This window comes from Rhodoferax sp. (assembly GCF_028688795.1).
Lineage (GTDB): Bacteria > Pseudomonadota > Gammaproteobacteria > Burkholderiales > Burkholderiaceae_C > Rhodoferax.
In genome coordinates, this window is sequence record NZ_JAQTXM010000016.1 from 1 (window position 1) to 23,214 (window position 23,214).

Consider the following 23,214-nt stretch of genomic DNA (forward strand, 5'->3'; position numbering starts at 1 on the left):
CATGAAGGACAGCAAGGTCATCGTGGCGATCAACAAAGACCCTGAGGCGCCGATCTTCAGTGTGGCTGACTACGGGCTGGAGGCTGACTTGTTTGTGGCTGTGCCGGAATTGGTGGCGGCGCTTTAAGCCTGCTCACACCAGGGCATCCAATGTGGTGCCCTTTTTTTTCGCCTGATGCCTGTGCCATCAGGCCTGTTTTACTTAACGGAGATTCGCCATGACTTACAAAGCCCCTGTCAATGACATGTTGTTCAACATGAAGCACCTGGCCAACATTGACCAGATCGCCCAACTGCCAGGCATGGAAGATGCCGGTTTTGATACCGCACAAGCCGTACTGGAAGAAGCTGCCAAGTTTTGCGAGGGCGTGCTCAGCCCACTGAACTGGGTCGGTGACCAAAACCCCACCAGCTTTAAGGAAGGCGCAGTCACCGCTACCCCAGGTTTCAAGGAAGCCTTCAAGCAGTTCACTGAGGCCGGCTGGCAAGGCCTGCAGCACCCGGTGGACTTTGGTGGCCAGGGCCTGCCCAAAACCATTGGCTCTGCCGTGGGTGAAATGCAAAACTCTGCCAACCTGAGTTTTGCCCTGTGTCCGCTGCTGACCGACGGCGCCATTGAAGCCCTGCTGACCGCAGGCAGCCCGGAGCTCAATGCCACCTACCTCGAAAAGTTGGTGAGTGGCCAATGGACCGGCACCATGAACCTGACCGAGCCACAAGCTGGCAGCGACTTGGCCGCGGTGCGCACCAAAGCCGACCCACAGGGCGATGGCACGTACAAAATCGCAGGGACCAAGATCTTCATCACTTGGGGTGAGCATGACATGGCGGAGAACATCATCCACCTGGTGCTGGCCCGCGTGGCTGGTGCGCCTGAGGGCGTCAAGGGCATCAGCCTGTTCGTTTGCCCGAAGTTCATGGTCAACACCGATGGCAGCTTGGGTGCGCGCAACGACGTGCATTGCGTGAGCATCGAGCACAAGATGGGCATCAAGGCCAGCCCGACGGCGGTTTTGCAGTTTGGCGACCACGGCGGCGCGGTCGGTTACCTGGTGGGTCAGGAAAACCGTGGCCTGGAATACATGTTCATCATGATGAACGCCGCACGTTACGGCGTGGGCGTGCAGGGCATTGCCATTGCCGAGATGGCCTACCAGACAGCGGTGCAATTCTCCAAAGACCGCATTCAGAGCCGCCCGGTTGATGGTTCGCTGCCGGCCGCTGGCCCGATCATTCACCACCCCGATGTGAAACGCATGCTGATGACCATGCGCGCCTACGTGGAGGGCTGCCGTGCACTGTCAAGCGTGGCGGCTGCCGCCTATGACGCGGCGCACCACCATGCAGACGCCGACACGCGCAAGCAAAACCAGGCGTTTTACGAGTTCATGGTGCCGCTAATCAAAGGCTACAGCACCGAGATGAGCCTGGAAGTCACCTCCTTGGGCGTGCAAGTGCATGGCGGCATGGGTTTTATTGAAGAAACCGGATGCGCACAGTATTACCGCGACGCCAAGATTTTGACGATTTACGAAGGCACCACGGCCATTCAGTCCAACGATTTGGTGGGCCGCAAGACGGCGCGTGACGGTGGTCAAACCGCCAAGGCGTTGGCTGGCCAGATCGAGGCCACTGAAGCTGAACTGACGCAAAGCGGCAGCACTGATGCAATGGCCATGGCCAAACGCCTGAAAGCGGCCCGTCTGGCTTTCATCGACGTGGTGGAATTTGTGGCAGCCAACACCAAAGCGCATCCGAATGATGTGTTTGCCGGCAGCGTGCCCTACCTGATGCTGGCAGGCAACCTGATGGCTGGCTGGCAAATGGGCCGTGCCCTGCTGGCCGCGCAGGCGCAAATCGCCCAAGGTGACGACGTGGCGTTCATGCAAGCCAAAATCACCACCGCTCGTTTCTATGCAGATCATCTGCTGACCAAAGTGCCGGGCTTGCGTGACAGCATTGTGGAAGGTGCAGGCTGCGTGACGGCGCTGGCGTTAGACGCGTTTTAAATATTTGCCACCCTGTGGTGGCATTGTTTGCTATTTAATAAATAGCTGTTAGCGCTTTATTTATAAGCACTAGCAGCTATTTTTATATATAAAAATGAGGAGGATGCCATGTCCACGCTGCCTGCGCCTTTGAATGCGCTGCCATTTCCTGTCAGCGGCTCGCCGCTGTTCATCATCAGCAACCCCAAGCTGGTGATTGCCCAGTGCATTGCCGGTGTGGTGGGTGCCATGCTGGCGCTCAATGCACGCCCGGCCGAGCAATTGGAAGATTGGTTGATTGAGATCACCGAGGCCTTGGCCGCGCACAACCTGGCACATCCTGACAAAAAAGCGGCGCCCTTTGCCATTAACCAGATCGTGCACAAAAGCAATGGGCGGCTGGCGCATGACATGGCGCTGTGTGTGAAATACAAGGTGCCGATCATCATCACGTCGTTGGGCGCGCGCGAGGACATCAATGCCGCGGCGCACAGCTAGACCCAGAGCATTTGCCAGAAAGTGACCCGAGCAAGATGGATTTTGGTGGCGACAAGAGCAAGGCTTGGAAAGACATTTGGGGCTGCGGGCAAGGCATTGGGGCCGTGAAGCAGGTGCAAAGCGTGGCCGATTTTGTTGCTCAACTCAAGCGCGAATACGCGGTGGCAAGGGCAAGGCTCTGTGCCTGATATTTAGATTATTTTGGCTTGTAGCCCTTGTTAGGTAAGCGTGAAGCGCTATGTAAAAAGTAGTATTTTCTGTTGACCAGCGTGCCATGGTGCATGATGAGTCATGATGCTTTTGAAAAGGTCAGAGGCCTCAAATGCGCTCAGCCAAGCCTGCAATTCAGGCCATGACTGGCTGGCAAACCAGCCACTGTCGGTATGCGCAAATTGGCGCACAAAGGGCGCCAGCGCGGCATCAACCATGCCCCAGTGGCCACCTGTCAGACAGGGGGATTGGCCCAGGTGCTGGTTCAAGTCTGCCAGAAAGGACGAGGCCAACTGGCGCGGTTCGCAACGGTCACCGATATCAAACCGGCTGGGGTATTTGTAGCGGTCCAACTGGTGCTTGAACTCGCCATCACAACGCCTGACCCACTGCAGCGCACCCGCCATCGCGCCATCGCCAGGAAGCCACTTCATGGGGTCATGGCGATGCAGTGCCCACAGCATGATGTCGAAGCTCTCCTCGACGACCTGACCGTTAATGTCGACCAGCACCGGTACCGTGGCCTTGGCAGACACCTGCCGCAGTTCATCTGGTTTTCGGCTCAGCACCACTTCGCGCAACTCACAGGTTTGTTCTGCCGCTGCCAGTGCCAGGCGGGCCCGCATGGCATAGGGGCAGCGCCGAAACGAGTAGAGAACCGGGTGCTGGGTCACTTGCTGGCGCCGACCCAGTCGAGGCCGCGCGCTTTGGCCAGGTCCCACTGGCGTTTGCGTTCGCGGGCACCGGCTTTCTGGGTGTCGCTGGTGACCGCGTGGCAGCGCGCGCAGCTGACACCGTCTTCAAACAGCGTTGACAGCTTGTCAGCATCGCTGATCGGCATGCGGCAGGCCCGACACAAACCATACTCGCCAACCTCAAGGCCATGGCCCACCGACACGCGTTCGTCAAAGACAAAACAAACCCCTTGCCACAGGCTTTGTTCTGGCGGCACGGTTTCAAGGTATTTCAAGATGCCGCCTTCCAGGTGATAGACCTCATCGAACCCTTGTGTGCGCAGCAACGCGGTGGATTTTTCGCAGCGAATGCCACCGGTGCAAAACATTGCCACCTTGGGTTTCTTGCCTGTCACCGGGTTCAATACGGCGGCCTGGCTCACCCACTGCGGCAGCTGGGAAAAACTGTGGATGTTCGGGTCGAGCGCGCCCTGGAAGGTGCCAATGCCAACTTCGTAGTCGTTGCGGGTATCCACCACGACCACGTCAGGGTCTGAGATCAAGGCATTCCAGTCGGCAGGTTTGACGTAGGTGCCTGCCAGTGTTGAAGGGTTGGCTTCAGGCACACCCAAGGTGACAATTTCACGCTTGAGCCGAACCTTCATGCGGTAAAACGGGGCTTTGTCGGACCAGGCTTCCTTGTGTTGCAAATCGGCCAGCCGCGGGTCTTGGCGCAGATAAGCCAACACGGCGTGAACCCCTTCGGGGGTACCAGCAATTGTGCTGTTGATGCCCTCCGTGGCCAGCAAGATCATGCCTTTGACGCACTGTTGCTCGCAAAATGCGAGCAAGGGCTCTTTCAGCGAGGCGTAGTCTGGTAGTTCAACAAATTTGTAAAAGGCGGCGGTCAGGAATTGCGTCATGCCCAGATTATCAGGTGGGCCAGGTTGAGCCATGTTCGGGCACGATGGCGCGCCAGCCGAGTTCGTGTTTGATTCGGCTGCGCAGTGTGTCGGCCGGGCCGGGTTCACCGTGCACCACATAGACCTGATCAGGCGCCTGCGGCATGGTGCGCAGCCAGGCCAGCAACTGGTTGGCGTCGGCGTGCGCTGAGGCTGATTCCAGTTGCACAACCTCGGCATTCACGTCCACATCGCGGCCGTGAATGCGTACCGACTTGGCACCGCTGGCCAGCGTGGCACCCCGAGTGCCGGGCGCCTGGTAGCCGGTCAAGATGATCATGTTGCGGTGGTCACCCGCGTAGTGTGCAATGTGGTGCAGCACGCGCCCGCCCGTGGCCATGCCGCTGGCAGACAAAATCACCATCGGGCCATGGCGGCTGGCCAGGGCTTTGGATTCATCGGTGCTGTTGACCATGGTGGCGCTGTGCGTCAAGGCATGGGTGTCCTGGCGGCTCAAGCGGTGCTCGCCCAGATGATCTTCAAACAAATGGGTGGTGTGCACGGCCATTGGGCTGTCCAGAAAAACGGGCAGTGAAGAAGGTAGTTCGCCTTTCATCTTGAGCAGGTGAATGGCGTGCAGCAGTGCCTGGGCGCGGCCCACGGCAAACACCGGTACCACGGCCACTCCGCCGCGTTTGGCCACGCGCTGCAGGGCTGGGGCCAACTCAGCCAGCACGTCTTCCTTGGGGTGGGTGCGGTCACCGTAGGTGGATTCAATCAGCACGGTGTCGGCTTGTGGTGCGGCATCAGGCGGGCTCATGATCAGGTCGTCAGGCCGGCCCAGATCGCCCGAGAACAAGATGCGTCGGCCAGCCACGGCCAGCAAAATACTGGCGGCGCCCAAGATGTGGCCAGCCGGGCTGAAGGTGATTTTCCAGCCGGGCAGCGGAGCGATGGTTTTGTCAAACTCCACGGCCTTGATCATCGGCAAGGCATCCAGCGCGTCTTGCCGGGTGTACAAGGGCAGGGCAGGGGCATGTTTGGAGAACCCATGCCGATTGGCGAACGCAGCATCTTCCTCTTGGATATGACCGCTGTCGGGCAGCAAAATTTTGCACAAGTCGCGTGTGCCACGGCTGGCATACACATGGCCTTCAAAGCCCTCTTTGGCCAGCAAGGGCAGGTAGCCGCTGTGGTCCAGATGCGCGTGGGTCAACACCACGGCGTCGATCTGGTTGGGGGCGATTGGCAGTGGCGTCCAGTTGCGCAGACGCAATTGTTTGTAGCCCTGGAACAAGCCACAGTCAATCAGCAGGCTTTTGCCCTCAAAGCGCACCAGGTATTTGGAGCCGGTGACGGTGCCCGAGCCGCCCAGAAAGGTGATGGTCACGCTCATGTTGTCGCCCCCTTGTGCGTGGCATGAAAAAAAGCCACGCTGTTATTTTCAGACAGCGTGGCTTTTTTGGGTGAAATTTCAGGTCAATCCGTGATTTGGATCAACTGAAAAAGCTCTTCAGGCGATCTGTCCAGCTGTCGCCAGTGGGGGAATGCTTGCCACCGCCTTTTCTCAACGACTCATCAAGTTCTCGCAGCAGCTTGCGTTGATGCTCGGTGAGCTTGACGGGTGTCTCCACCAAAATGTGGCAATAAAGGTCGCCAGGGTAGCTGGAACGCACGCCCTTGATGCCCTTGCCGCGCAACCGGAATTGTTTGCCGGTTTGTGTGCCTTCAGGGATGTCAATGGCGGCTTTACCTGCCAGTGTGGGTACATCAATTTCACCACCCAGCGTGGCGGTCACGATGCTGATGGGTACTGAACAGTGCAAATCGTCGCCATCACGCTCAAAAATGTCGTGCTTTTTCAGACGGATCTCGATGTAGAGATCTCCTGCCGGACCGCCATTGGTGCCAGGCTCGCCATTGCCGGCACTGCGAATGCGCATGCCACCGTCAATACCCGCTGGGATCTTGACCTCAAGGGTTTTTTGCTTTTTGAGCTTGCCTTGCCCGTGACATGCCGTGCAAGGTTCAGGAATCACCTTGCCCGTGCCGCGGCAGGTGGGGCAGGTTTGCTGCACGCTGAAAAAGCCCTGGCGCATTTGCACCGAGCCCGAGCCGCCGCAGGTGCCGCAGGTCTTGGCCTGGGTACCTGGCTTGGCGCCGCTGCCGTGGCAGACATCGCAGCTGTCCCAGCTGGGAATGCGAATTTGAGCGTCTTTGCCCTTGGCGGCTTCTTCCAGGGTCACTTCCATGGCATAGCTCAGGTCGCTACCACGGAACACTTGGCGCCCACCACCGGCACGTCCGCCGCGCTGTTGGCCAAACATGTCGCCAAAAATATCGCCAAACGCCTCAGCAAACCCACCGTAAGCCTCGGCGCCGCCCGGGCCACCGCGCATGTTGGGGTCTACACCGGCGAAGCCATGCTGGTCGTAGGCCGCACGCTTTTGCGGGTCTGACAGCATCTCGTAGGCTTCCTTGGATTCCTTGAATTTTTCCTCTGCAGCCTTGGAGGCCTCGCCCTGATTGCGGTCAGGGTGGTGCTTCATCGCATGTTTGCGATAAGCCTTCTTGATTTCTTCGTCGGAAGCGTTTTTAGGAACGCCTAAAACTTCGTAGTAGTCTCTTTTTGCCATGGTGAGTGTGTGCCTGGTTTCAATGCAAACGCCGCATTGAACGTATTCGGTTCAACGCGGCGCGAGTCAGCTGTTTGACGAGCTGTGGTGATGCAAGCGCTTATGGCTTCTTGACTTCTTTCACTTCTGCGTCAACCACATTGTCGTCTTGTGGTGCTGCGCCGCCTTGCGGTCCCGCCTGTGATGCATCGCCAGCTTGGCCGCCCTCAGCCGCCTGCTTGGCTTGCATGTCAGCGTACATCTTCTCGCCCAGTTTCTGGCTCACGGTCATCAGGGCCGCGCTCTTTTCGTCAATGGCTGCCTTGTCCTCGGTCTTGAGCGCATCTTCGAGGTGCTTGATGGCTTCTTCGATCTTTTCTTTCTCAGGGGCGTCAATCTTGTCGCCGTATTCGGCCAAGCTCTTCTTGACGCTGTGCAGATTGGCATCGGCCGTGTTTTTGGATTGCACCAGTTCAAGCTTTTTCTTGTCGTCCGCAGAGTTCAATTCAGCATCTTTCACCATTTGCTGGATTTCAGCTTCGGTCAAGCCAGAGTTGGCCTTGATCGTGATCTTGTTTTCTTTGCCGGTGCCTTTGTCTTTGGCACCCACATGCAAGATGCCGTTGGCGTCAATGTCAAACGAGACTTCAATTTGAGGCGTGCCACGCGAAGCGGGTGGAATGCCTTCCAGATTGAATTCGCCCAGCATCTTGTTGCCAGCCGCAATTTCGCGCTCGCCCTGGAACACCTTGATGGTCACAGCAGGCTGGTTGTCGTCAGCGGTCGAGAAGGTTTGTGCAAACTTGGTTGGAATGGTGGTGTTCTTGGTGATCATCTTGGTCATGACACCGCCCAGGGTTTCAATGCCCAGGGACAGCGGTGTTACATCAAGCAACAACACGTCTTTGCGGTCACCGCCCAATACCTGGCCTTGAATGGCCGCGCCAACGGCGACAGCTTCATCAGGGTTCACGTCTTTGCGTGGCTCTTTGCCAAACAATTCCTTGACCTTCTCCTGAACCTTGGGCATGCGCGACATGCCGCCGACCAAAATCACATCGTTGATATCGGCAGCCGTGACGCCGGCGTCTTTCAAAGCCGTGCGGCAAGGGGCAATGGTGCGCTCGATCAGTTCTTCCACCAAAGACTCGAGTTTGGCCCGGGTCAACTTGATGTTCAGGTGTTTTGGGCCGCTGGCATCGGCGGTGACATAAGGCAGGTTGATGTCGGTCTGGGCGCTGCTGGAGAGCTCGATCTTGGCTTTTTCAGCGGCTTCTTTCAGGCGCTGCAGAGCCAGCACGTCTTTGCTCAGGTCAACACCCTGGTCTTTTTTGAATTCGGCAATGATGAAGTCAATGATGCGTTGGTCAAAGTCTTCGCCACCAAGGAAGGTGTCGCCATTGGTGGAGAGCACCTCAAACTGCTTCTCGCCATCGACATCGGCAATTTCGATGATGGACACGTCAAATGTGCCGCCACCCAAGTCATACACGGCAATCTTGCGGTCGCCCTTTTCGTTTTTGTCCATGCCGAACGCCAAGGCCGCAGCGGTGGGCTCGTTGATGATGCGTTTGACATCCAAGCCAGCAATACGGCCCGCGTCTTTGGTCGCTTGGCGCTGTGCGTCGTTGAAATAGGCGGGTACAGTGATGACGGCCTCGGTGACGGCTTCGCCCAAGTAATCTTCTGCTGTCTTTTTCATCTTGCGCAGCACATCAGCACTGATCTGCTGGGGCGCCATGCGGTTGCCGCGCACGTCAACCCACGCATCGCCATTGTCGGCAGCCGCAATTTTGTAAGGCATCAGATCGATGTCTTTCTGCACTTCTTTTTCTGCGAACTTGCGACCAATCAGGCGCTTGACGGCGTAAATGGTGTTCTTGGGATTGGTAACCGCTTGGCGCTTGGCCGATGCGCCAACCAAGACTTCGCCGTCTTCCTGATACGCAATGATGGACGGTGTGGTACGGGCGCCTTCAGAGTTTTCAATCACTTTTGGCACATTGCCTTCCATGATGGCAACGCAGCTGTTGGTGGTGCCCAGATCGATACCAATGATTCTTCCCATGATGTTTCCTTAGAGGGGTGGGGATGCCATGGCTTGAGCCAGATCCCACGAGGTTTTTGAAATTCGGATGTGTCTAATCTGTGGATGACGGGCTATTTTTCAAGCCAGTCAAACAACTTATTTGGTGGCTGCCACCGTCACCAACGCGGGTCGCAAGATGCGGTCGGCAATCAGGTAGCCTTTTTGCAGCACCGAGACCACGGTGTTGGCTTCCTGGTCGGCTGGCACCATGCTGATGGCTTGATGCAAATGAGGGTCAAATTTGGCGCCAGCCACCGGGTTGATGGCCACGACTTTGTTTCGCTCAAGGGCGCTGACCAGTTGACGCAAGGTGGCTTGCGCGCCTTCGCGGATGTGCTCAAGCGTGGCGTCTTTGGTGTTCAGGCCGGCTTCCAGGCTGTCCAACACCGGCAGCAAGCTGTCGGCAAACCCTTCAACTGCAAATTTTCGGGCTTTGGAGATTTCGTCTTCCGCACGGCGACGGGCGTTTTCAGCCTCAGCTTTGGCGCGCAAATACTGGTCAGCCAACTCGGCGCTTTTGGCCTGTAACTCGGCCAGGTCAGCCTGGCACTTGGCCAATGCCTCGGCTTCAAAATTGGCCATGGCAGCGCTGATGTCGCTCACATCTTGCGGGCTGTTGCTTGCTGCTGAAGACTGATTTGGATGGGGCGGTGTAGAGGTAGGGTCAGACATTCGATTTTCTGGATTTTTAAAATGACGATGATCCAAGTTTGGGGTGTCCGGGGGAATTTCAAGAGTTTTTTGAAAAAACTGCCTTATCGCGACCCATTTGGACATAAAAAAGCGGGCGCTGATCAGGCCCGCTTGGGTTGGTGTGAGAATTTTTACCAACGGTTCATCAACACCACACTGATGTCATTTCACACCCAGCAACTCGACTTCAAACTTCAGGGTGGCGTTGGGCGGGATCACGCCGCCAGCGCCACGCGCGCCATAACCTAAGGCGGCCGGAATGATCAGCACACGGGTACCACCCACGCGCATGCCGGCCACGCCTTCGTCCCACCCGCGAATCACCATGCCAGCCCCGAGGCTGAACACAAACGGGTCGCGGCGGTCTTTGCTGGAATCAAATTTGGCGCCTTGTTGGCCGTCCTGGTAGAGCCAACCCGTGTAATGGACGGTGACGCTCTGGCCTTTGCTGGCCAAATCGCCCTCGCCAATCACTGTGTCATCAAATTCGAGACCTGAGGCAGTTGTTGTCATGAGAAGTTTCTTGTTAGGTTAGGCTGAAATAAAACGCTGTCAGACGCTCTTTTTGGCTTGGCTGGCAGCCCACTTGGTGGCAAATGCCGACAAATCGCCCATGCGCTTGAGAAGATCGGCACCCAGTGTGGTCACGATATATCCGTCACTGCCATGCGTGAGCAAGCCGGCTTCGCGCAATTCCTTGATCCGGGTGTTCAGCGTGTTGGGGGTGATGGTGCCCACGCTGTCTTGCAGCAGACGAAACGTCTGTGGGTGTCCGTCTTTGAGGGCCCACATGACACGAATGGCATAGCGGGACTCCAGCAGGCTCAACAATGGGCCAATGGCCGCGTTTTCTTTGTTACTCATTATCTTGGTCTCCTTGAGGCGTGAATGGCTCGCCTGGAGACATTTCCAGCACTCCGGCGGGTACGTCAAACTATATCACCAGATTGATCCTGTGCTACATGTTTCATAGCTAAAAAATATCGGCCGCATGCTGAAAACAGCCCACTTGGGTACTTGCCAGCCATCGGCCGAAATGCTATGGTTTCCACATATTCAGTGCTTTTAAACCTATTTATTGATATTTATGATCATCAATTTTGAACAAGTTCACAACTATTACGAGCGACTGGTCTTTGAGGACATCGCCCGGTTGTCAGAGGCTTATGCCACCTACAGTGCCGACATGCTCGCCGATGTCGCTTGTGTGGCGCTTAACCGTTTGCCAGCGCGCTATGTGCGCCACGATGTCGACATGATGTTTTACCTGACCGAGCAAGAGCGTCACGCCATTGATGAGTCGCTGACCGAGGCCCTCACCTATGCTTTCGCGCTGGTGGGTGAGCGCATGGCCAAGCGAGGCATGACAGCCTGAGCGACTTGCAACGGTGCCCAGTGCACCCGTTGCCAACACCTGCTGAAGGTTCGCAAGCAAACCGTCTGGCGACGCAATGGCATTGGCCTGCCAGGGGTGTTTTGGTTGAATTTAGTACGGCAGCGCACAGACCACCGCAGGGTGTCAGTTGCACCATGGGTTTTTAATTTATTCAACTGCATCGGATAACCCATGAACCTTCACCTCAGCCTTACGCCTTTGATTTCCCTGCTGGCAGGGATTCTCATTTTGGTCATGCCTAAACTTTTGAATTTCATTGTGGCGATCTACCTGATTGCGATCGGACTGATTGGGCTGGTTGGCAGCGGGCGCCTGTGATTGGGTTGTGACAGAAATTTATTGCGCTCACTAACTTTCTGTCTACAATGACGCAAATGCTGCACTGCAGCATTGATGATCGTCCAGGCTACTCCTTAATGTGGCCGTCTTTAACCCAAGGAAACTGAAATGACCAACACTGCTGAACAATTCGCCGCCAACTCCAAAGCAACTCTTGAAGCAGCGCAAGCGCTCGCTGCCAAGGGTCAAGACGGCCTTGAAAAGTTGGTTGATTTGAATCTGGCAACCAGCAAAACCGTGTTGGGCGAGTCATTCGCACACGCCAAAGCGGTGCTGGGTGCAAAAGACGCTCAAGAATTGGCCGCCTTGCAAGCTGGCTTGGCTAAGCCCCTGGCCGAAAAATCTGCCGCTTACGCTCAGAATTTCCAGAAAATTGTTGCCGGTGCCAGCGAAGAGTTCACCAAGGCAGCCCAAGCCAATGTGGCCGAAGTGCAAAAAGGCTTCGCAGCCTTGATCGAAAGCGCCACTAAAAACGCACCAGCAGGCTCTGAGTCAGCCGTCGCTTTTTTCAACAACGCCATCAGCGCTGGTCAAAACGCTTTCGCTACAGCCCAAAGCTCGGCCAAGCAAGCTGTTGAAGCCGCTCAAGCCAACTTCACAAATGTTGCAGCGCAAGCCACTGAAGCCGTCAAGAAGGCAACAAAGTCTGCTTGATCATCCATTGATTTCGCAGAAATAAGACACACGGCACTTTTGGGTGCCGTTGTTGTTTTTATGCCCAAATCGTTTGGGAACCGCGTTCAAGCTTTAAGCACCACACCTTGGTCCTGCCATGCAACAAAGTCAGACAGAGCAATGCACCTTCTCCAACGATGGGGTTGAAGCGGTTGATGTGCTTGATGAGCGCAGCCTGCTGCTTGAAGAGGTGAACTTCAAATGGCTGATGGCGGGCCTGGGTTGGTGGGTTGACATGGCGCAGTTCACCCGTGACCCTTTGTATGCCGCCCGCTATTTGACGCTGGCCAAGTCTGCTGAGTCTGCGGCGTTAAGAAAATGTGCCGCTGCCCTTGAGTGGCGATCTAGGCCGCACTGACGTCAAATCATGCAGGTAACGCCGAATCGGGCAAGTCTTGCATCCACATGACGCTTCAGCCAGAAGTGCTCGCCAAAGTCGACCATGACGCACCCACGGTGCGATCAAAATTACTAAACTATGCGGTGTTATGAACCCGCTCAATTCCCGAATTTATCTTGCGTCACAAAACCCACGTTATCGCGAGTCACTCGCGCAAATAGGTGTCGGTTTTGAAATGCTTTTGCTGCGCACCGACCCAAGGCGAGAGTTGGCCATCAATGACGTTCAAGAGGCTGATGAGACGGTTCAGCACTACCTCGAACGCATTTGTTGTGCGACGGTAGTAGCAGGGCAGCACGCCTTGGTGTCGCGCAGTTTGCGTGCCTATCCGGTGCTTGCGGCAGACGCCATTCTTGAAACCGACGGCTCGGCCGTTGGCAAGCCTCATGATCAAAAGGCGTCGGCAGACATGTTGCGTGCCTTGTCTGGCCGCCAACACCTGTTGACCAGTGCGGTGGCTGTCGCGTTTCAGGCGCGCGTGGCATGTCGATTGACCACCACCAACATCTCCTTTGCGACACTGACCGACGAAAGAATTCGCCGCTACGTGATGGCCAACGAAGGGCGGGACCGGGCAGGTGCCTACGCCGTCGAAGGTCTCGGCGGCGCGTTTGTGTCGCGCATCGAGGGCAGCCATTCCGCCTTGTTTGGTTTGCCTCTGTTTGAAACGGTTGAGCTGTTAAGCGAATTTGATTTGTCGATTTGACTGGATGCGTGCATAGGTATTTATTTAATAGCTGCTTACGCAATATCCACATGGCCTAGAGCCTATTTAGTCTTCAATACAGTTGATTTTTCGGTCAAGTTCCGACCTGTGGTTGGCGTCCTGCCGCCACAGATTCACCTGGTATCTTGAGCACCACGTTCCTGAGCTGCGGCGTTTAAACTCAAGTGCAAGTTTGTTCAAAGTTGACGACAACAAAGGGTTTTTATGGCAATTGGCTGGCTCACGGTTCTGAAACTTGTTCCCTGGGGCGATGTGATCGAAAACGCACCCAAGGTGGCTCAGGGAGCCAAAAAACTCTGGAGCACAGTAGGCAAAAAACCTGTGCCAGGTGCGGCTGACGTCATCACGCCAGTCCAAAGCGGGCAGGGCGCCTTGAGCGGGCAAGACGGCGCCGTGGCCGCGCTACAGGCGCAAGTGGCAGCACTGCAAGTGGCTACTTCCGAGCTGCACCAGCAAATGCTGGAGTCCAGCGCACTGATCCAGTCTCTGGCCGAGCAAAACACCCAGTTGGTGCAGCGTGTAGAGCTCAACCGCAAGCGCATGCTGATGATTGGTGTGCTCACGGTGGTGTTGGCCGTGGTGATGGCCGCTAAATATATTTGATAGTGACTTGCGCAATGAATACAAGGGCTAGAGGCCTATTTTGCTTATAAATGATTTGAAGGTCTGCCTCCTGGCAGGCTGGCTGTTGGGACGGTCATGACGACCTCTGATCTTCCTGCAGGCTTCATGGTGCTGCACGGCAACCGTCTGGAAGACCTACGCGACCTGTTGTTGCAGGTGCTTCAAGCCCAGCCGCTGGCGGTGCTTGAGCCCGAAGTGATCTTGCTGCAAAGCAACGGCATGAAACACTGGCTGGAAATGGCGCTGGCCAGTGACGATGCCTTGGGCGTTTGCGCTGCCACCCGCATGGCGCTGCCCGGCGCTTACCTGTGGCAGGTGTACCGCGCGGTGCTGGGCCCTGAGGCCGTGCCCGCCGCCATGCCGTTCGACAAAAATAGCCTGGTCTGGCGGCTGGTGCGTTTGTTGCCCGACTTATGTGAGCGCCATGCGGTCTACGCGCCGCTCAAACGTTATCTGGGCGAGCCGCTGCAGCCGCGCAAGCTGTACCAATTGGCACTGCAACTGGCGGACGTGCTGGACGGCTACCAAAGCTACCGCGCCGACTGGCTGGCGGATTGGGCCGCTGGCCGAGATGTGTTGCGTGACGCCAAGGGGGCGGGCCAGGGTGCTGCGGATGTGGCTGCTCTGCCGCCCGAACACGCCTGGCAAGCCCAACTGTGGCGTGACATTCGGGCTGACGTGGGTGCAGATTTTGAGGACAGTTCCCGCGCCGCCGTGCATGAACGCTTTTTGGTTGCCATGACCGCAGTCAAGCGCCAGGTGGACGCCACGGGACAGCGCCCGCCAGGTTTGCCGGCGCGGTTGGTGGTGTTTGGCGTGTCGTCACTCCCGATGCAACTGGTGCAGGCGCTGGCTGCGTTAGGCCAAGTGAGCCAGGTGCTGATGCTGGTTCAAAACCCTTGTCAATATTTTTGGGGTGACATCGTCGAAGGCCATGCTGCGCTGCGCGCCCAGGTGCGCCGCCGCCAAAGCCCCAAGGCATCGGCCGAGCCGGCATCTGCGCCACTGGCCCTGGATGCGTCACGGGCTGCCACGCACCCGCTGCTGGCTTCGTGGGGCAAACAGGGTCGCGACTACCTGCATTTGCTTGATGGATTCGATGCGCCCGAGCAGTACCGCCAGCACTGGACGCGGGTGGATGTGTTTGTGGACCCCACCACGGCTGCGCCAGAGCGCCCCGCCAGCCAACTGGCGCTGCTGCAGTCGGCCATGCTCAACCTGAACCCCGAGCCCGACGCGCCGCAGCCATTGTCTGATGATGGTTCATTGGAATTTGTCAGCGCCCACAGCGCCCAGCGTGAGCTTGAGGTGCTGCACGACCGCCTGCTGGCCTGGTTTGAAGACGACGCAACCCTGAAACCACGCGATGTGATGGTGATGGTGCCCGACATGGAAGCCTTTGCGCCCCATATTCAAGCCGTGTTTGGCCGTTTTGCGCCAGGCCAGCCAGGGTTTATTCCGTATGCGGTGGCCGACACCACCACGCGCAGCACGCCACTGGTGCAGGCCCTTGAGCAGCTGTTGAGCCTGCCGCAGGCGCGCCTGACGCTGTTTGAGTGGGCCAGTCTGTTTGAGGTGGCGGCCGTGCGCAAACGCTTCAAAGTGTCTGAGGCCGATGTGCAGCTGCTGCAAGACTGGCTGGCCACCGCAGGCGTGCGCTGGGGACTGGACGCGGCCCACCGGCAAGTGTGGGGTTTGCCTACAGGCACCCAAGGCCTGGCACAAAACACCTGGGCCTTTGGCCTGCGCCGTTTGTTGTTGGGCTATGCGGTGGGCGCGGATTTGGGCTCGGCCACTGGTCGTGGCGATGGGGGTGGAAATGACGATGGTGATGTCGCAGATGCGGGGGAGGCGCCTGGCGCGGGCGGCCTTTGGCACGACACGCTGGCGCAACCCGCCCTGAGCGGCCTGAGTGCTGCGCTGATGGGCTCGTTGCTGGACTGGCTGCAAAGCATCACCGACACTTTGGCCGCGCTCTCGCAAGACCACACCCCGGCCGAGTGGGGTGTCACCCTGAACCAGCTGCTGCAGCGCTTTTTTGCCCCGGCGGATGACTCGGAAGAACGCGCCCTGGCCCGCGTACTGGAGCCGCTGCAAAGTTGGCTTGACGCCTGTGACGCCGCGGGCCTTGACACCCCATTCCCGCTGGAGGTAGTGCGCGAGCATTGGCTCTCGCAAATCGAGGTGGGCGGCCTGCAGCAGCGCTTTTTTGGCGGGGGTGTGCAGTTTGGCACCCTGATGCCGATGCGCTCCATTCCATTTGCCGTGATTGGCCTGTTGGGTATGAACGATGGCGCTTACCCGCGCGCGCAAGCCGCGCGTGATTTTGATTTGATGGCCAGCAGCTGGCGCGCTGGTGACCGCTCGCGCCGAGAAGATGACCGTTATCTGTTTCTGGAAGCCATTTTGTCTGCGCGCCAAAAGCTCTATGTGAGCTGGCAGGGCCACAGCGCCACCGACAACAGCAAGCGCCCGCCGTCGGTGCTGGTGGCGCAGCTGCTGGACCACATCAACGCCCTGTGGACTCCGTCCCACAGCGCGCAGGTTCAGCCACTGCAGCCGTTCTCAAAGGTCTATTTTGAGGCTGCATCGGGTTTCTGTACTTTTGATAAAGATTGGGCTGTAGCCCATATAAATAAAGCGCAAGTAGCTATTGAAAATGTAGTATCAAACCCCGATATCGTCTGCCCAACAAGCCTCACGCTGGACGACCTGCAACGCTTGTTGCGGGCTCCGGTGGAGGTGTTTTTCAGGAACCGTCTGCAAACCACGCTGGACCAGTTAAGCGACCTGGCCGAGCCTGATGAGCCCTTCGCTCTGAACGCGTTGCAGCAACACCAGGCTGGCGCAGATTTGTTGCAAAGCTTTGCCAGCAGTCAAAGCCTGGCGCGTTTGCAAGGCGCGGGCCAGTTGCCGCTGGCCGCCTTTGGCCAGCACACATCTGAGGTTTTGCTGGACGTGGCCACCCAGGTGCGTGCGCGGCGCGACCCGTGGCTGGCCCGGTACCCGTTGGCGCTGGCGGCGCAGCCAGTGGATTTGAGTTTTGACCACGGCACCAGTTTGAGCGGTGCGCTGGATGGCCTTTTCGCCCAAGCAGGGACTCAGACGGCCAGCTCGGGCAGCCAACGTGATCAGTATGGTCAGATGCCTGCAAACAATCCGGTGAACCCGCCGGCAAGTGCCTGTCTGCAACTGGCCGCCCGCCCCGGTGCCGTGCTGCAAGGCAAACCAGGTGCGCAACAAGCGCGCGGCCATGTGCTGGTGGCTTTGTGGGTGCGGCATTTGGCCGGATGTGCCAGCGGGCTGCACTTGACCAGTGTTGTGGTCGGAGTGGACGGCCAGGTGGTGTTGCCACCGATGTCTGCGGATGCCGCTCACACGGCACTGTCAAAGCTGGTGCAGGCCTATACCCAAGCCTGGGGCCAGCCGCTGCCTGTGGCTTGCAAGACCGCGTTTGCCTACCTGCAAACACAAGCCGCCAATGCGCAGCTGCCGCCAGACAAGCCGCCCAAAGACCCGCATGAGGCGGCACGGCTGGTGTTTGACACCCAGCCCGGCGCGCGATTTCCGGGCGAGTGGGCGCAATCCGCCTACTTGCAACGCGCCTTTGCCAGTTATGACGATGTGCGTGAGGGCTTGCCGCATTGGGCGCAAGTGCTCTATGGCGAATTGGCTGCGCGTGTGGATGTGACGCAATCGACGGCGGAGGTGTTACCTTGAGCGAGCTGCAACCCGTGCTGATGCCATCTGTCCAGTCACCTAGCCAGCCCCTCAACCCCCTGACGCTGCCGCTCTCTGGCCTGCAGCTCATTGAGGCTTCAGCCGGCACCGGCAAAACCTGGACGCTGGCCGCCCTTTATGTTCGCTTGGTGCTGGGTCACACACCTGCATCCAATCAGCCTGGCGCTGGGCTTTACCCGCCGCAAATTCTGGTGATGACCTTCACCGATGCCGCAACGGCCGAATTGCGGGCGCGTATTCGGGCCCGGCTGGCACAGGCGGCCAAGTATTTTCAAAAAGGTGACGACACGCAGGCTGATGATTTCTTGCGCACTCTGCGCGCTGAGCTTGATCCAGCCGCTTGGCTGGCATGCGCCGCCCGGCTGGATCTGGCCGCGCAGTGGATGGACGAGGCCGCCATCTTCACCATTCACGGCTGGAGCAGCCGCATGCTCAAGACCCATGCGTTTGACAGCGCCAGCCTGTTCACCCAGACCCGCGTGGAAGACAGCGAGCAGCTCAAGCTCACGGCGGTGCAAGACTATTGGCGCACCTGGTTTTACCGGCTCGATGCCGACAACCTGGCCGCGCTCGATGGTGTGGCCGACACGCCACAAACCTTGCTAGGCAAGCTCAAAGACCGCTGGCGCGTGGCCGAGCGCGCCCCGGCCGCCGACGCGCCCACCTTGACCGCACCCGATGTGGCGCTGGCAGAGTGGTCGCGCTGGCTGCAGCAACGCCAGGCCCTTGAAGCCCCGGCGCGTGCTGCCTGGACCGATGAGGTGGTGGCGCAATTGCGCGAGGTTGTGGCGGGCAAAATCCTCAAGGGTTATGCGTCCAACCATTTACCGGGTTGGCTGGAAAAAATGGCCGCCTGGGCGCAGGGCGACGAGATTGCGCTGGACGTGCTGGAGCGCTTCACGTGCAGTTACGTGGTCAGCAAAGGCTGGACGCAAGCGGCAAACTTTCCCGCGTTCGATGCGCTGCAAACCCTTTACGACTGCCTGGCGCAAGCGCCCGACATCGCCGAAATGCTTTTGAGCCACGCCGCTGTGGCGGTGAGTGCGGCCTACCAGCGCGCCAAACAGCAAGCTGCGCAATTTGACTTTTCTGACCTGCTGCAAAACCTGTACCGTGCGCTACAAGCCCCGGACGGCCGTCTGGCGCAGGCTATTGGCACGCAATACCCGGTGGCGCTGGTGGACGAGTTCCAAGACACCGACCCTTGGCAGTTTGGTAGCCTTATCAAAATTTATAGTGGCTCACGCTTAATTGATGGGGGCTTGATCATGATTGGTGACCCAAAACAGGCCATCTACAGCTTTCGTGGGGCCGATCTGGCGACCTACTTGCAGGCCCGCAACCAAGCCCAGGGCATCTACACCTTGGCGGGTAACTTTCGCGCCATTCAGGGTTTGGTTGGCGCCGTGAACCATGTGTTTAAAAGCGCCAACGCGCCGTTTGGCGATGTGCCGTTTGCGCCCGTGGTGGCCTGCAACCCCGGCATCAAGCCGCTGCAGGTGGCGGGCCAGTCTCAAGTGGCCATGACGGTGTGGCACCTGCCGTATGACAAAACCCCGAGCAAGGGCGACTTCATGGCGGACATGTCTGCTGTTTTTGCCACGCAGATGGTGAGCCTGCTGCAATCAAGCGCTGCCCAGCCGGGCGACATGGCGGTGCTGGTGCGTGACCGTTTTGAGGCCGCCAAAATCCGCGACGCGCTGGCGGCGCGCGGCGTGCGCAGCGTGTATTTGTCAGAGCGCGACAGCGTGTTTGCGTCTGCCCAGGCGCAAGACCTGTGGCGCGTGCTGCGGGCCGTGGCCAAACCCGGTGACACGCGTTTGCTGCGCGCGGCCTTGCTCACCCATTTGTGGGGTTTGAGCTGGCCCGAACTCGATGCCATGATGAGCATTGAAGCCGCCTGGGACGCACAGGTGGAGCAATTTTTACAGTGGCAGCAAATCTGGCGCAACCAGGGTGTGTTGCCCATGCTGCACCGTTTGCTGCACGATCAGGCCCTGGCGCAGCGGCTGCTGCAACAAGGCGCGCCGGGCGAACGCGCCCTGACCAACGTGTTGCATCTGGGTGAACTACTGCAAGCCGCCAGCACCTCACTGCAAGGCGAAGGCGCACTGCTGCGGCATCTGGAGGCCCAGTTGCGCCGCCCCAGTGCCAGTGCCGAGACCGCGCCGCTGCGCCTGGAAAGTGATGCGCATCTGGTGCAAGTGGTCACCCTGCACAAATCCAAGGGGCTGGAATACCCGCTGGTGTTTCTGCCCTTCATGTCCAACTACCGTGCCGAGAAAAAGAGCAGTGGCCGCGACGATGCAGAGCGCCTGGCGGAAGACATTCGCTTGTTTTACGTGGCCGTGACCCGCGCCCAATGCGCCCTGTGGCTGGGCGTGGCGCAGGTCAGCGGTGATGTGGATGGCAAGAAACCCGTGCCCAAAAGCGCGCTGTCGGTGTTGCTGGGCCGCAGCGCGCCGGATGACCAGGCGCAGCGGCTGGCCACATGGGCTGGCCCGGACATCTTGGTGCAAACCGCACCGCAAGCCGCTGATGTGATGTTCGAGCCGGTGTCGACCACTGTTGAGCCTCAGGGCGCGCGCGTGGCCAAACGGGTGCTGCGGCGCAACTGGTGGAGTGCCAGTTTCAGCGCCCTGACACGTGACTTGGATGCGGCCAGCGCCCAAGCCACGTCGTTGGGCAGCGAGCGTGACGATTTGGTGACCGACGCCCAGCTGGACAGCACCGAAATTGATGTCCTGTCGCCCGACGACGCCACCGCCACTGAGCTGTTTGTGCCCGACCTCACCTTCAATGCTTTTCCCGCCGGTGCCAGCTACGGCACACTTTTGCATGACCTGCTGCAGTGGCAGGCAGAGCACGGCTGGCTGGCAGCTCATGTGGCACCTGATGACGGGAGCTGCGCCTGGGCCACGCAACTGGCGCGGGCCTGCCAGCGTGCTGGGCTCGACGGTGCGCAGGGCGGCTTGTTAGCGGCGTGGGTTTCTCAAATTATTAAGGCTAATTGGCCTCTAGCCCTTATAAAACATGCGCGAGCAGCTATTAATTTGAGAGAGATGACTTTAGGGGAATTAAAGACGCCGGATTACTGGCCAGAAATGGGTTTTACCCTGCCGGTGAAGCGCCTGCAAAGTGTCTGGCTGGACCAAAAGATCAGCCAAGCCGTGTGGCCGGATTTGCCCCGAACCGCCCTGCAAGCGCGCCTGCTTGAAGGCCTGCTGACTGGCTTCATGGACCTTGTATTCCAGGCACATGGCCGCTACTACGTGCTGGATTACAAGTCAAACCGCCTGCCCAATTACGCGCCGGCCACCCTGAAAGCCGCCATGCTGGACCACCGCTACGACGTGCAAGCCGTGCTTTATGTGCTGGCCTTGGACCGCCTGCTGAAAAGCCGCCTGCCAGACTATGACTTTGACCAGCACATGGGTGGCGCACTGTATTGGTTTGTGCGTGGGGTCGATCAGCCTGGCATCGGCATGCTGGCCTTGAACCCGTCGCGCGGACTGATTGAGGCACTGGATGCCGCCCTGGCTGGAGAGCCGTCATGAGTCAGGTGCAACGTCCACTGTCGCTCACGTCGCCTGAGACGCAGGCAGTTTTGGCTGAGACCCTGCCGTTGACCGCATTGGATAGTGCATTTGCCCAATTCTTGAGCGAATCACAGTCAACTGACGACCCTCGTCACAGTCTACTGGCGGCATTGGTCAGCCACCAATACGGCCGTGGCCACGCCTGCCTGGATCTGCAGTTACTGACCGAATTTGGCGTAGTAGCACTTGGTTGGGACACCCGGCTGCAAGACTTGTTGCCGGCCGGTCTGGCTGCTGCTGCGTCTGGATTACCTTGGGTTCAAGGCCCAGGCAGCCCGCTGGTGTTGGACGGCACGCGCCTGTACTTGCGCCGCAATTGGGCCGCTGAACAAGCCATTCGCAGGTCCATCTTGGCGCGTCTGGCGCAGCCTTGCGCGGTGCCAGACACCTTGAAAGCCGCGCTGGACAGTTTATTTGCAGCCCCATCAGGCGGTACAGCTTCCCCTGACTGGCAAAAGGTGGTCTGCGCGGTGGCCGCACACGGCCGCTTCACCCTGATCACTGGCGGCCCCGGTACCGGCAAAACCACCACTGTGGTGCGCTTGCTGGGTCTGCTGCAGTCGCAGGCGACTCGAATCGGCAAGCCCTTGCGGATTGCGCTGGCTGCGCCCACCGGCAAGGCGGCGGCGCGTCTGGGTGAGTCCATCTCCGTGGCCATTCAACAGTTGCCCGCCCACATGCAGGCAAACATTCCCACGCAGGCGCAAACCCTGCACAAGCTGTTGCAGGTGCGATCAAGCCTTCGGGCAAGTCCACCGCCCGCCCTGGCGCTGGATTTGGTGGTGGTGGACGAGGCCTCGATGATTGACCTGGAAACGATGGCGCGCCTGTTGGCCGCCGTGCCCATAAGCGCCAGTCTGATCTTGTTGGGCGACAAAGACCAACTGGCTTCGGTTGAAGCCGGTGCGGTGATGGGGCAACTGTGCGATGGGGCAGAGCGGGGCGGCTACACCTTAGATACCGTGCAATGGGTACAGACCCATAGCGGCGAAGACATCAGCGCCTGGTCAGGCAATGGCCCAGGCGGTCACTGGCTTGGCGTGGGTGCCGAGTTGCGTGAAGGGGTCAGCGGCGTGGCTGGCCGTGGCTCAAGCCTGGCGCAGCACACCGTCATGCTGCGCCTGAGTCGCCGTTTTGCTGCCGACAGTGTGATTGGCCAGTGGGCCAGCGCGGTGAATGCGGGCGAGCGTCAGCAAGTGGCTGAGTTGTGGTCGGCCACACCACGCTGGTCACCGGCTCAAGCCGCCAGCGTCACCCGACTGGAGCCTTCACACGGCTTTGATGCCCCACTGGCCAGGCTGGTGCGTGTCGGTTGGCACGATTGGCTGGCAGATTTGGTGTCCATTGGCAGTGCGCTGTCGGCTGAGCCCCTGTTGGGCCGACTTCAATCGGCCAGGTCGTCGCAAGTCGACCCCATAAAGTCCGCCCAACCAGGCCAATTCAGCGATGCCCAGGCACTGGCGCTCTTGGCTGCTTTTGGCAAATTTCAAGTGTTGTGTGCTTTGCGTGAGGGCCCTTGGGGTGTGACGGCGCTGAACCGTGCCATTGCCCGCGCTTTAGGCTTTGTGCCGGAAGGCTGGTATGCCGGCCGCCCGGTCATGGTCACGCGCAACGATTACCACCTGAATTTGATGAACGGTGATGTGGGTCTGTGCCTGCCCACGGCCCAAGGATTACGCGTGGCCTTTGCCCAGGGCACCGCATTGCGCTGGGTTTTGCCGTCGCGGCTGGACGCGGTGGAGACCGTGTTTGCCATGACAGTGCATAAATCCCAAGGCTCAGAGTTTGACCATGTCGCGCTACTGTTGCCCGATCGCATCGCGCCAGTGCTGACGCGTGAACTGCTCTACACCGGCATCACCCGGGCCAAAAAGTGTTTGACCCTGGTGGTGCCTCAGGTCGGGGTGCTGCGCCAGGCCGCGGCGTCACGCATTTTGCGCAGCGGCGGCTTGTCCATGGGCTGATGTGCCAAGTCACTTGGACGCACAGCCGCTGGCCTGAATTGGTTACAGTGCGCGATGATTTGCCAACTTGCCCCATTCAG

The 23,214-nt window shown here is 58.9% G+C and carries 18 protein-coding genes and 2 pseudogenes; 12 read left to right on the forward strand and 8 right to left on the reverse strand.

Annotated features, from left to right (window positions below):
* From PHQ58_RS12950 to PHQ58_RS12960, 3 genes and pseudogenes are all read left to right on the forward strand, one after another.
* Window positions 1–127, forward strand: a pseudogene (locus PHQ58_RS12950) (electron transfer flavoprotein subunit alpha/FixB family protein); the annotation flags it as partial.
* Window positions 128–218: 91 nt separating this feature from the next.
* Entirely contained in the window at window positions 219–2,009 is a 1,791-nt protein-coding gene (locus PHQ58_RS12955) for an acyl-CoA dehydrogenase (RefSeq protein WP_300111584.1), read from the forward strand.
* Window positions 2,010–2,117: 108 nt separating this feature from the next.
* A pseudogene (locus PHQ58_RS12960) lies at window positions 2,118–2,674 on the forward strand (hypothetical protein).
* A gap of 48 nt (window positions 2,675–2,722) precedes the next feature.
* Here the strand turns inward: PHQ58_RS12960 and PHQ58_RS12965 are convergent.
* From PHQ58_RS12965 to PHQ58_RS13000, 8 genes are all read right to left on the reverse strand, one after another.
* Entirely contained in the window at window positions 2,723–3,370 is a 648-nt protein-coding gene (locus tag PHQ58_RS12965) for a glutathione S-transferase (RefSeq protein ID WP_300111585.1), read from the reverse strand.
* Window positions 3,367–4,293: a rhodanese-related sulfurtransferase gene (locus PHQ58_RS12970; protein ID WP_300111586.1), complete on the reverse strand. Its 927-nt coding sequence runs from the start codon at window positions 4,291–4,293 to the stop codon at window positions 3,367–3,369. The genes PHQ58_RS12965 and PHQ58_RS12970 overlap by 4 nt, the downstream gene beginning before the upstream one ends.
* 10 nt (window positions 4,294–4,303) lie before the next feature.
* A complete protein-coding gene (locus PHQ58_RS12975; protein ID WP_300111587.1) occupies window positions 4,304–5,668 on the reverse strand; it encodes an MBL fold metallo-hydrolase in 1,365 nt (454 codons plus the stop codon).
* Between the two features lie 100 nt (window positions 5,669–5,768).
* Window positions 5,769–6,908 carry a molecular chaperone DnaJ gene (gene dnaJ / locus PHQ58_RS12980; RefSeq protein ID WP_300111588.1) on the reverse strand — a complete coding sequence of 380 codons (1,140 nt, stop codon included), beginning with the start codon at window positions 6,906–6,908 and terminating at the stop codon, window positions 5,769–5,771.
* Window positions 6,909–7,008: 100 nt separating this feature from the next.
* A complete protein-coding gene (gene dnaK / locus PHQ58_RS12985; RefSeq protein WP_300111589.1) occupies window positions 7,009–8,955 on the reverse strand; it encodes a molecular chaperone DnaK in 1,947 nt (648 codons plus the stop codon).
* 117 nt (window positions 8,956–9,072) lie between these two features.
* Complete coding sequence (gene grpE, locus PHQ58_RS12990; protein ID WP_300111590.1) at window positions 9,073–9,648, reverse strand: nucleotide exchange factor GrpE; 576 nt, start codon at window positions 9,646–9,648, stop codon at window positions 9,073–9,075.
* A gap of 183 nt (window positions 9,649–9,831) precedes the next feature.
* A complete protein-coding gene (locus tag PHQ58_RS12995) occupies window positions 9,832–10,182 on the reverse strand; it encodes an FKBP-type peptidyl-prolyl cis-trans isomerase (protein WP_300111593.1) in 351 nt (116 codons plus the stop codon).
* Between the two features lie 39 nt (window positions 10,183–10,221).
* On the reverse strand, window positions 10,222–10,533 hold the full coding sequence (locus tag PHQ58_RS13000) for a helix-turn-helix domain-containing protein (RefSeq protein ID WP_300111595.1): 312 nt from the start codon (window positions 10,531–10,533) through the stop codon (window positions 10,222–10,224).
* 223 nt (window positions 10,534–10,756) lie between these two features.
* On the opposite strand from PHQ58_RS13000, the gene PHQ58_RS13005 reads away from it, so the two are divergent.
* From PHQ58_RS13005 to recD, 9 genes are all read left to right on the forward strand, one after another.
* Window positions 10,757–11,044: a late competence development ComFB family protein gene (locus PHQ58_RS13005; RefSeq protein WP_300111596.1), complete on the forward strand. Its 288-nt coding sequence runs from the start codon at window positions 10,757–10,759 to the stop codon at window positions 11,042–11,044.
* 192 nt (window positions 11,045–11,236) lie between these two features.
* On the forward strand, window positions 11,237–11,383 hold the full coding sequence (locus PHQ58_RS13010) for a DUF3096 domain-containing protein (protein ID WP_300111598.1): 147 nt from the start codon (window positions 11,237–11,239) through the stop codon (window positions 11,381–11,383).
* 129 nt (window positions 11,384–11,512) lie between these two features.
* Window positions 11,513–12,058, forward strand: a complete 546-nt coding sequence (locus tag PHQ58_RS13015) for a phasin family protein (RefSeq protein ID WP_300111600.1) — start codon at window positions 11,513–11,515, stop codon at window positions 12,056–12,058.
* A gap of 118 nt (window positions 12,059–12,176) precedes the next feature.
* Window positions 12,177–12,437 (forward strand): hypothetical protein, encoded by a 261-nt coding sequence (locus PHQ58_RS13020; RefSeq protein ID WP_300111602.1) that lies wholly within the window; start codon window positions 12,177–12,179, stop codon window positions 12,435–12,437.
* Window positions 12,438–12,567: 130 nt separating this feature from the next.
* Window positions 12,568–13,185: a Maf family protein gene (locus tag PHQ58_RS13025; RefSeq protein ID WP_300111604.1), complete on the forward strand. Its 618-nt coding sequence runs from the start codon at window positions 12,568–12,570 to the stop codon at window positions 13,183–13,185.
* A 225-nt stretch (window positions 13,186–13,410) separates the two neighbouring features.
* A complete protein-coding gene (locus PHQ58_RS13030; protein WP_300111606.1) occupies window positions 13,411–13,809 on the forward strand; it encodes a hypothetical protein in 399 nt (132 codons plus the stop codon).
* Between the two features lie 96 nt (window positions 13,810–13,905).
* Window positions 13,906–17,550 (forward strand): exodeoxyribonuclease V subunit gamma, encoded by a 3,645-nt coding sequence (gene recC / locus PHQ58_RS13035; RefSeq protein ID WP_300111608.1) that lies wholly within the window; start codon window positions 13,906–13,908, stop codon window positions 17,548–17,550.
* Complete coding sequence (gene recB, locus PHQ58_RS13040) at window positions 17,547–21,128, forward strand: exodeoxyribonuclease V subunit beta (protein WP_300111611.1); 3,582 nt, start codon at window positions 17,547–17,549, stop codon at window positions 21,126–21,128. The genes recC and recB overlap by 4 nt, the downstream gene beginning before the upstream one ends.
* Window positions 21,125–23,134 (forward strand): exodeoxyribonuclease V subunit alpha, encoded by a 2,010-nt coding sequence (gene recD / locus PHQ58_RS13045; RefSeq protein ID WP_300111613.1) that lies wholly within the window; start codon window positions 21,125–21,127, stop codon window positions 23,132–23,134. The genes recB and recD overlap by 4 nt, the downstream gene beginning before the upstream one ends.
* The last annotated feature ends 80 nt before the right edge of the window (window positions 23,135–23,214 follow it).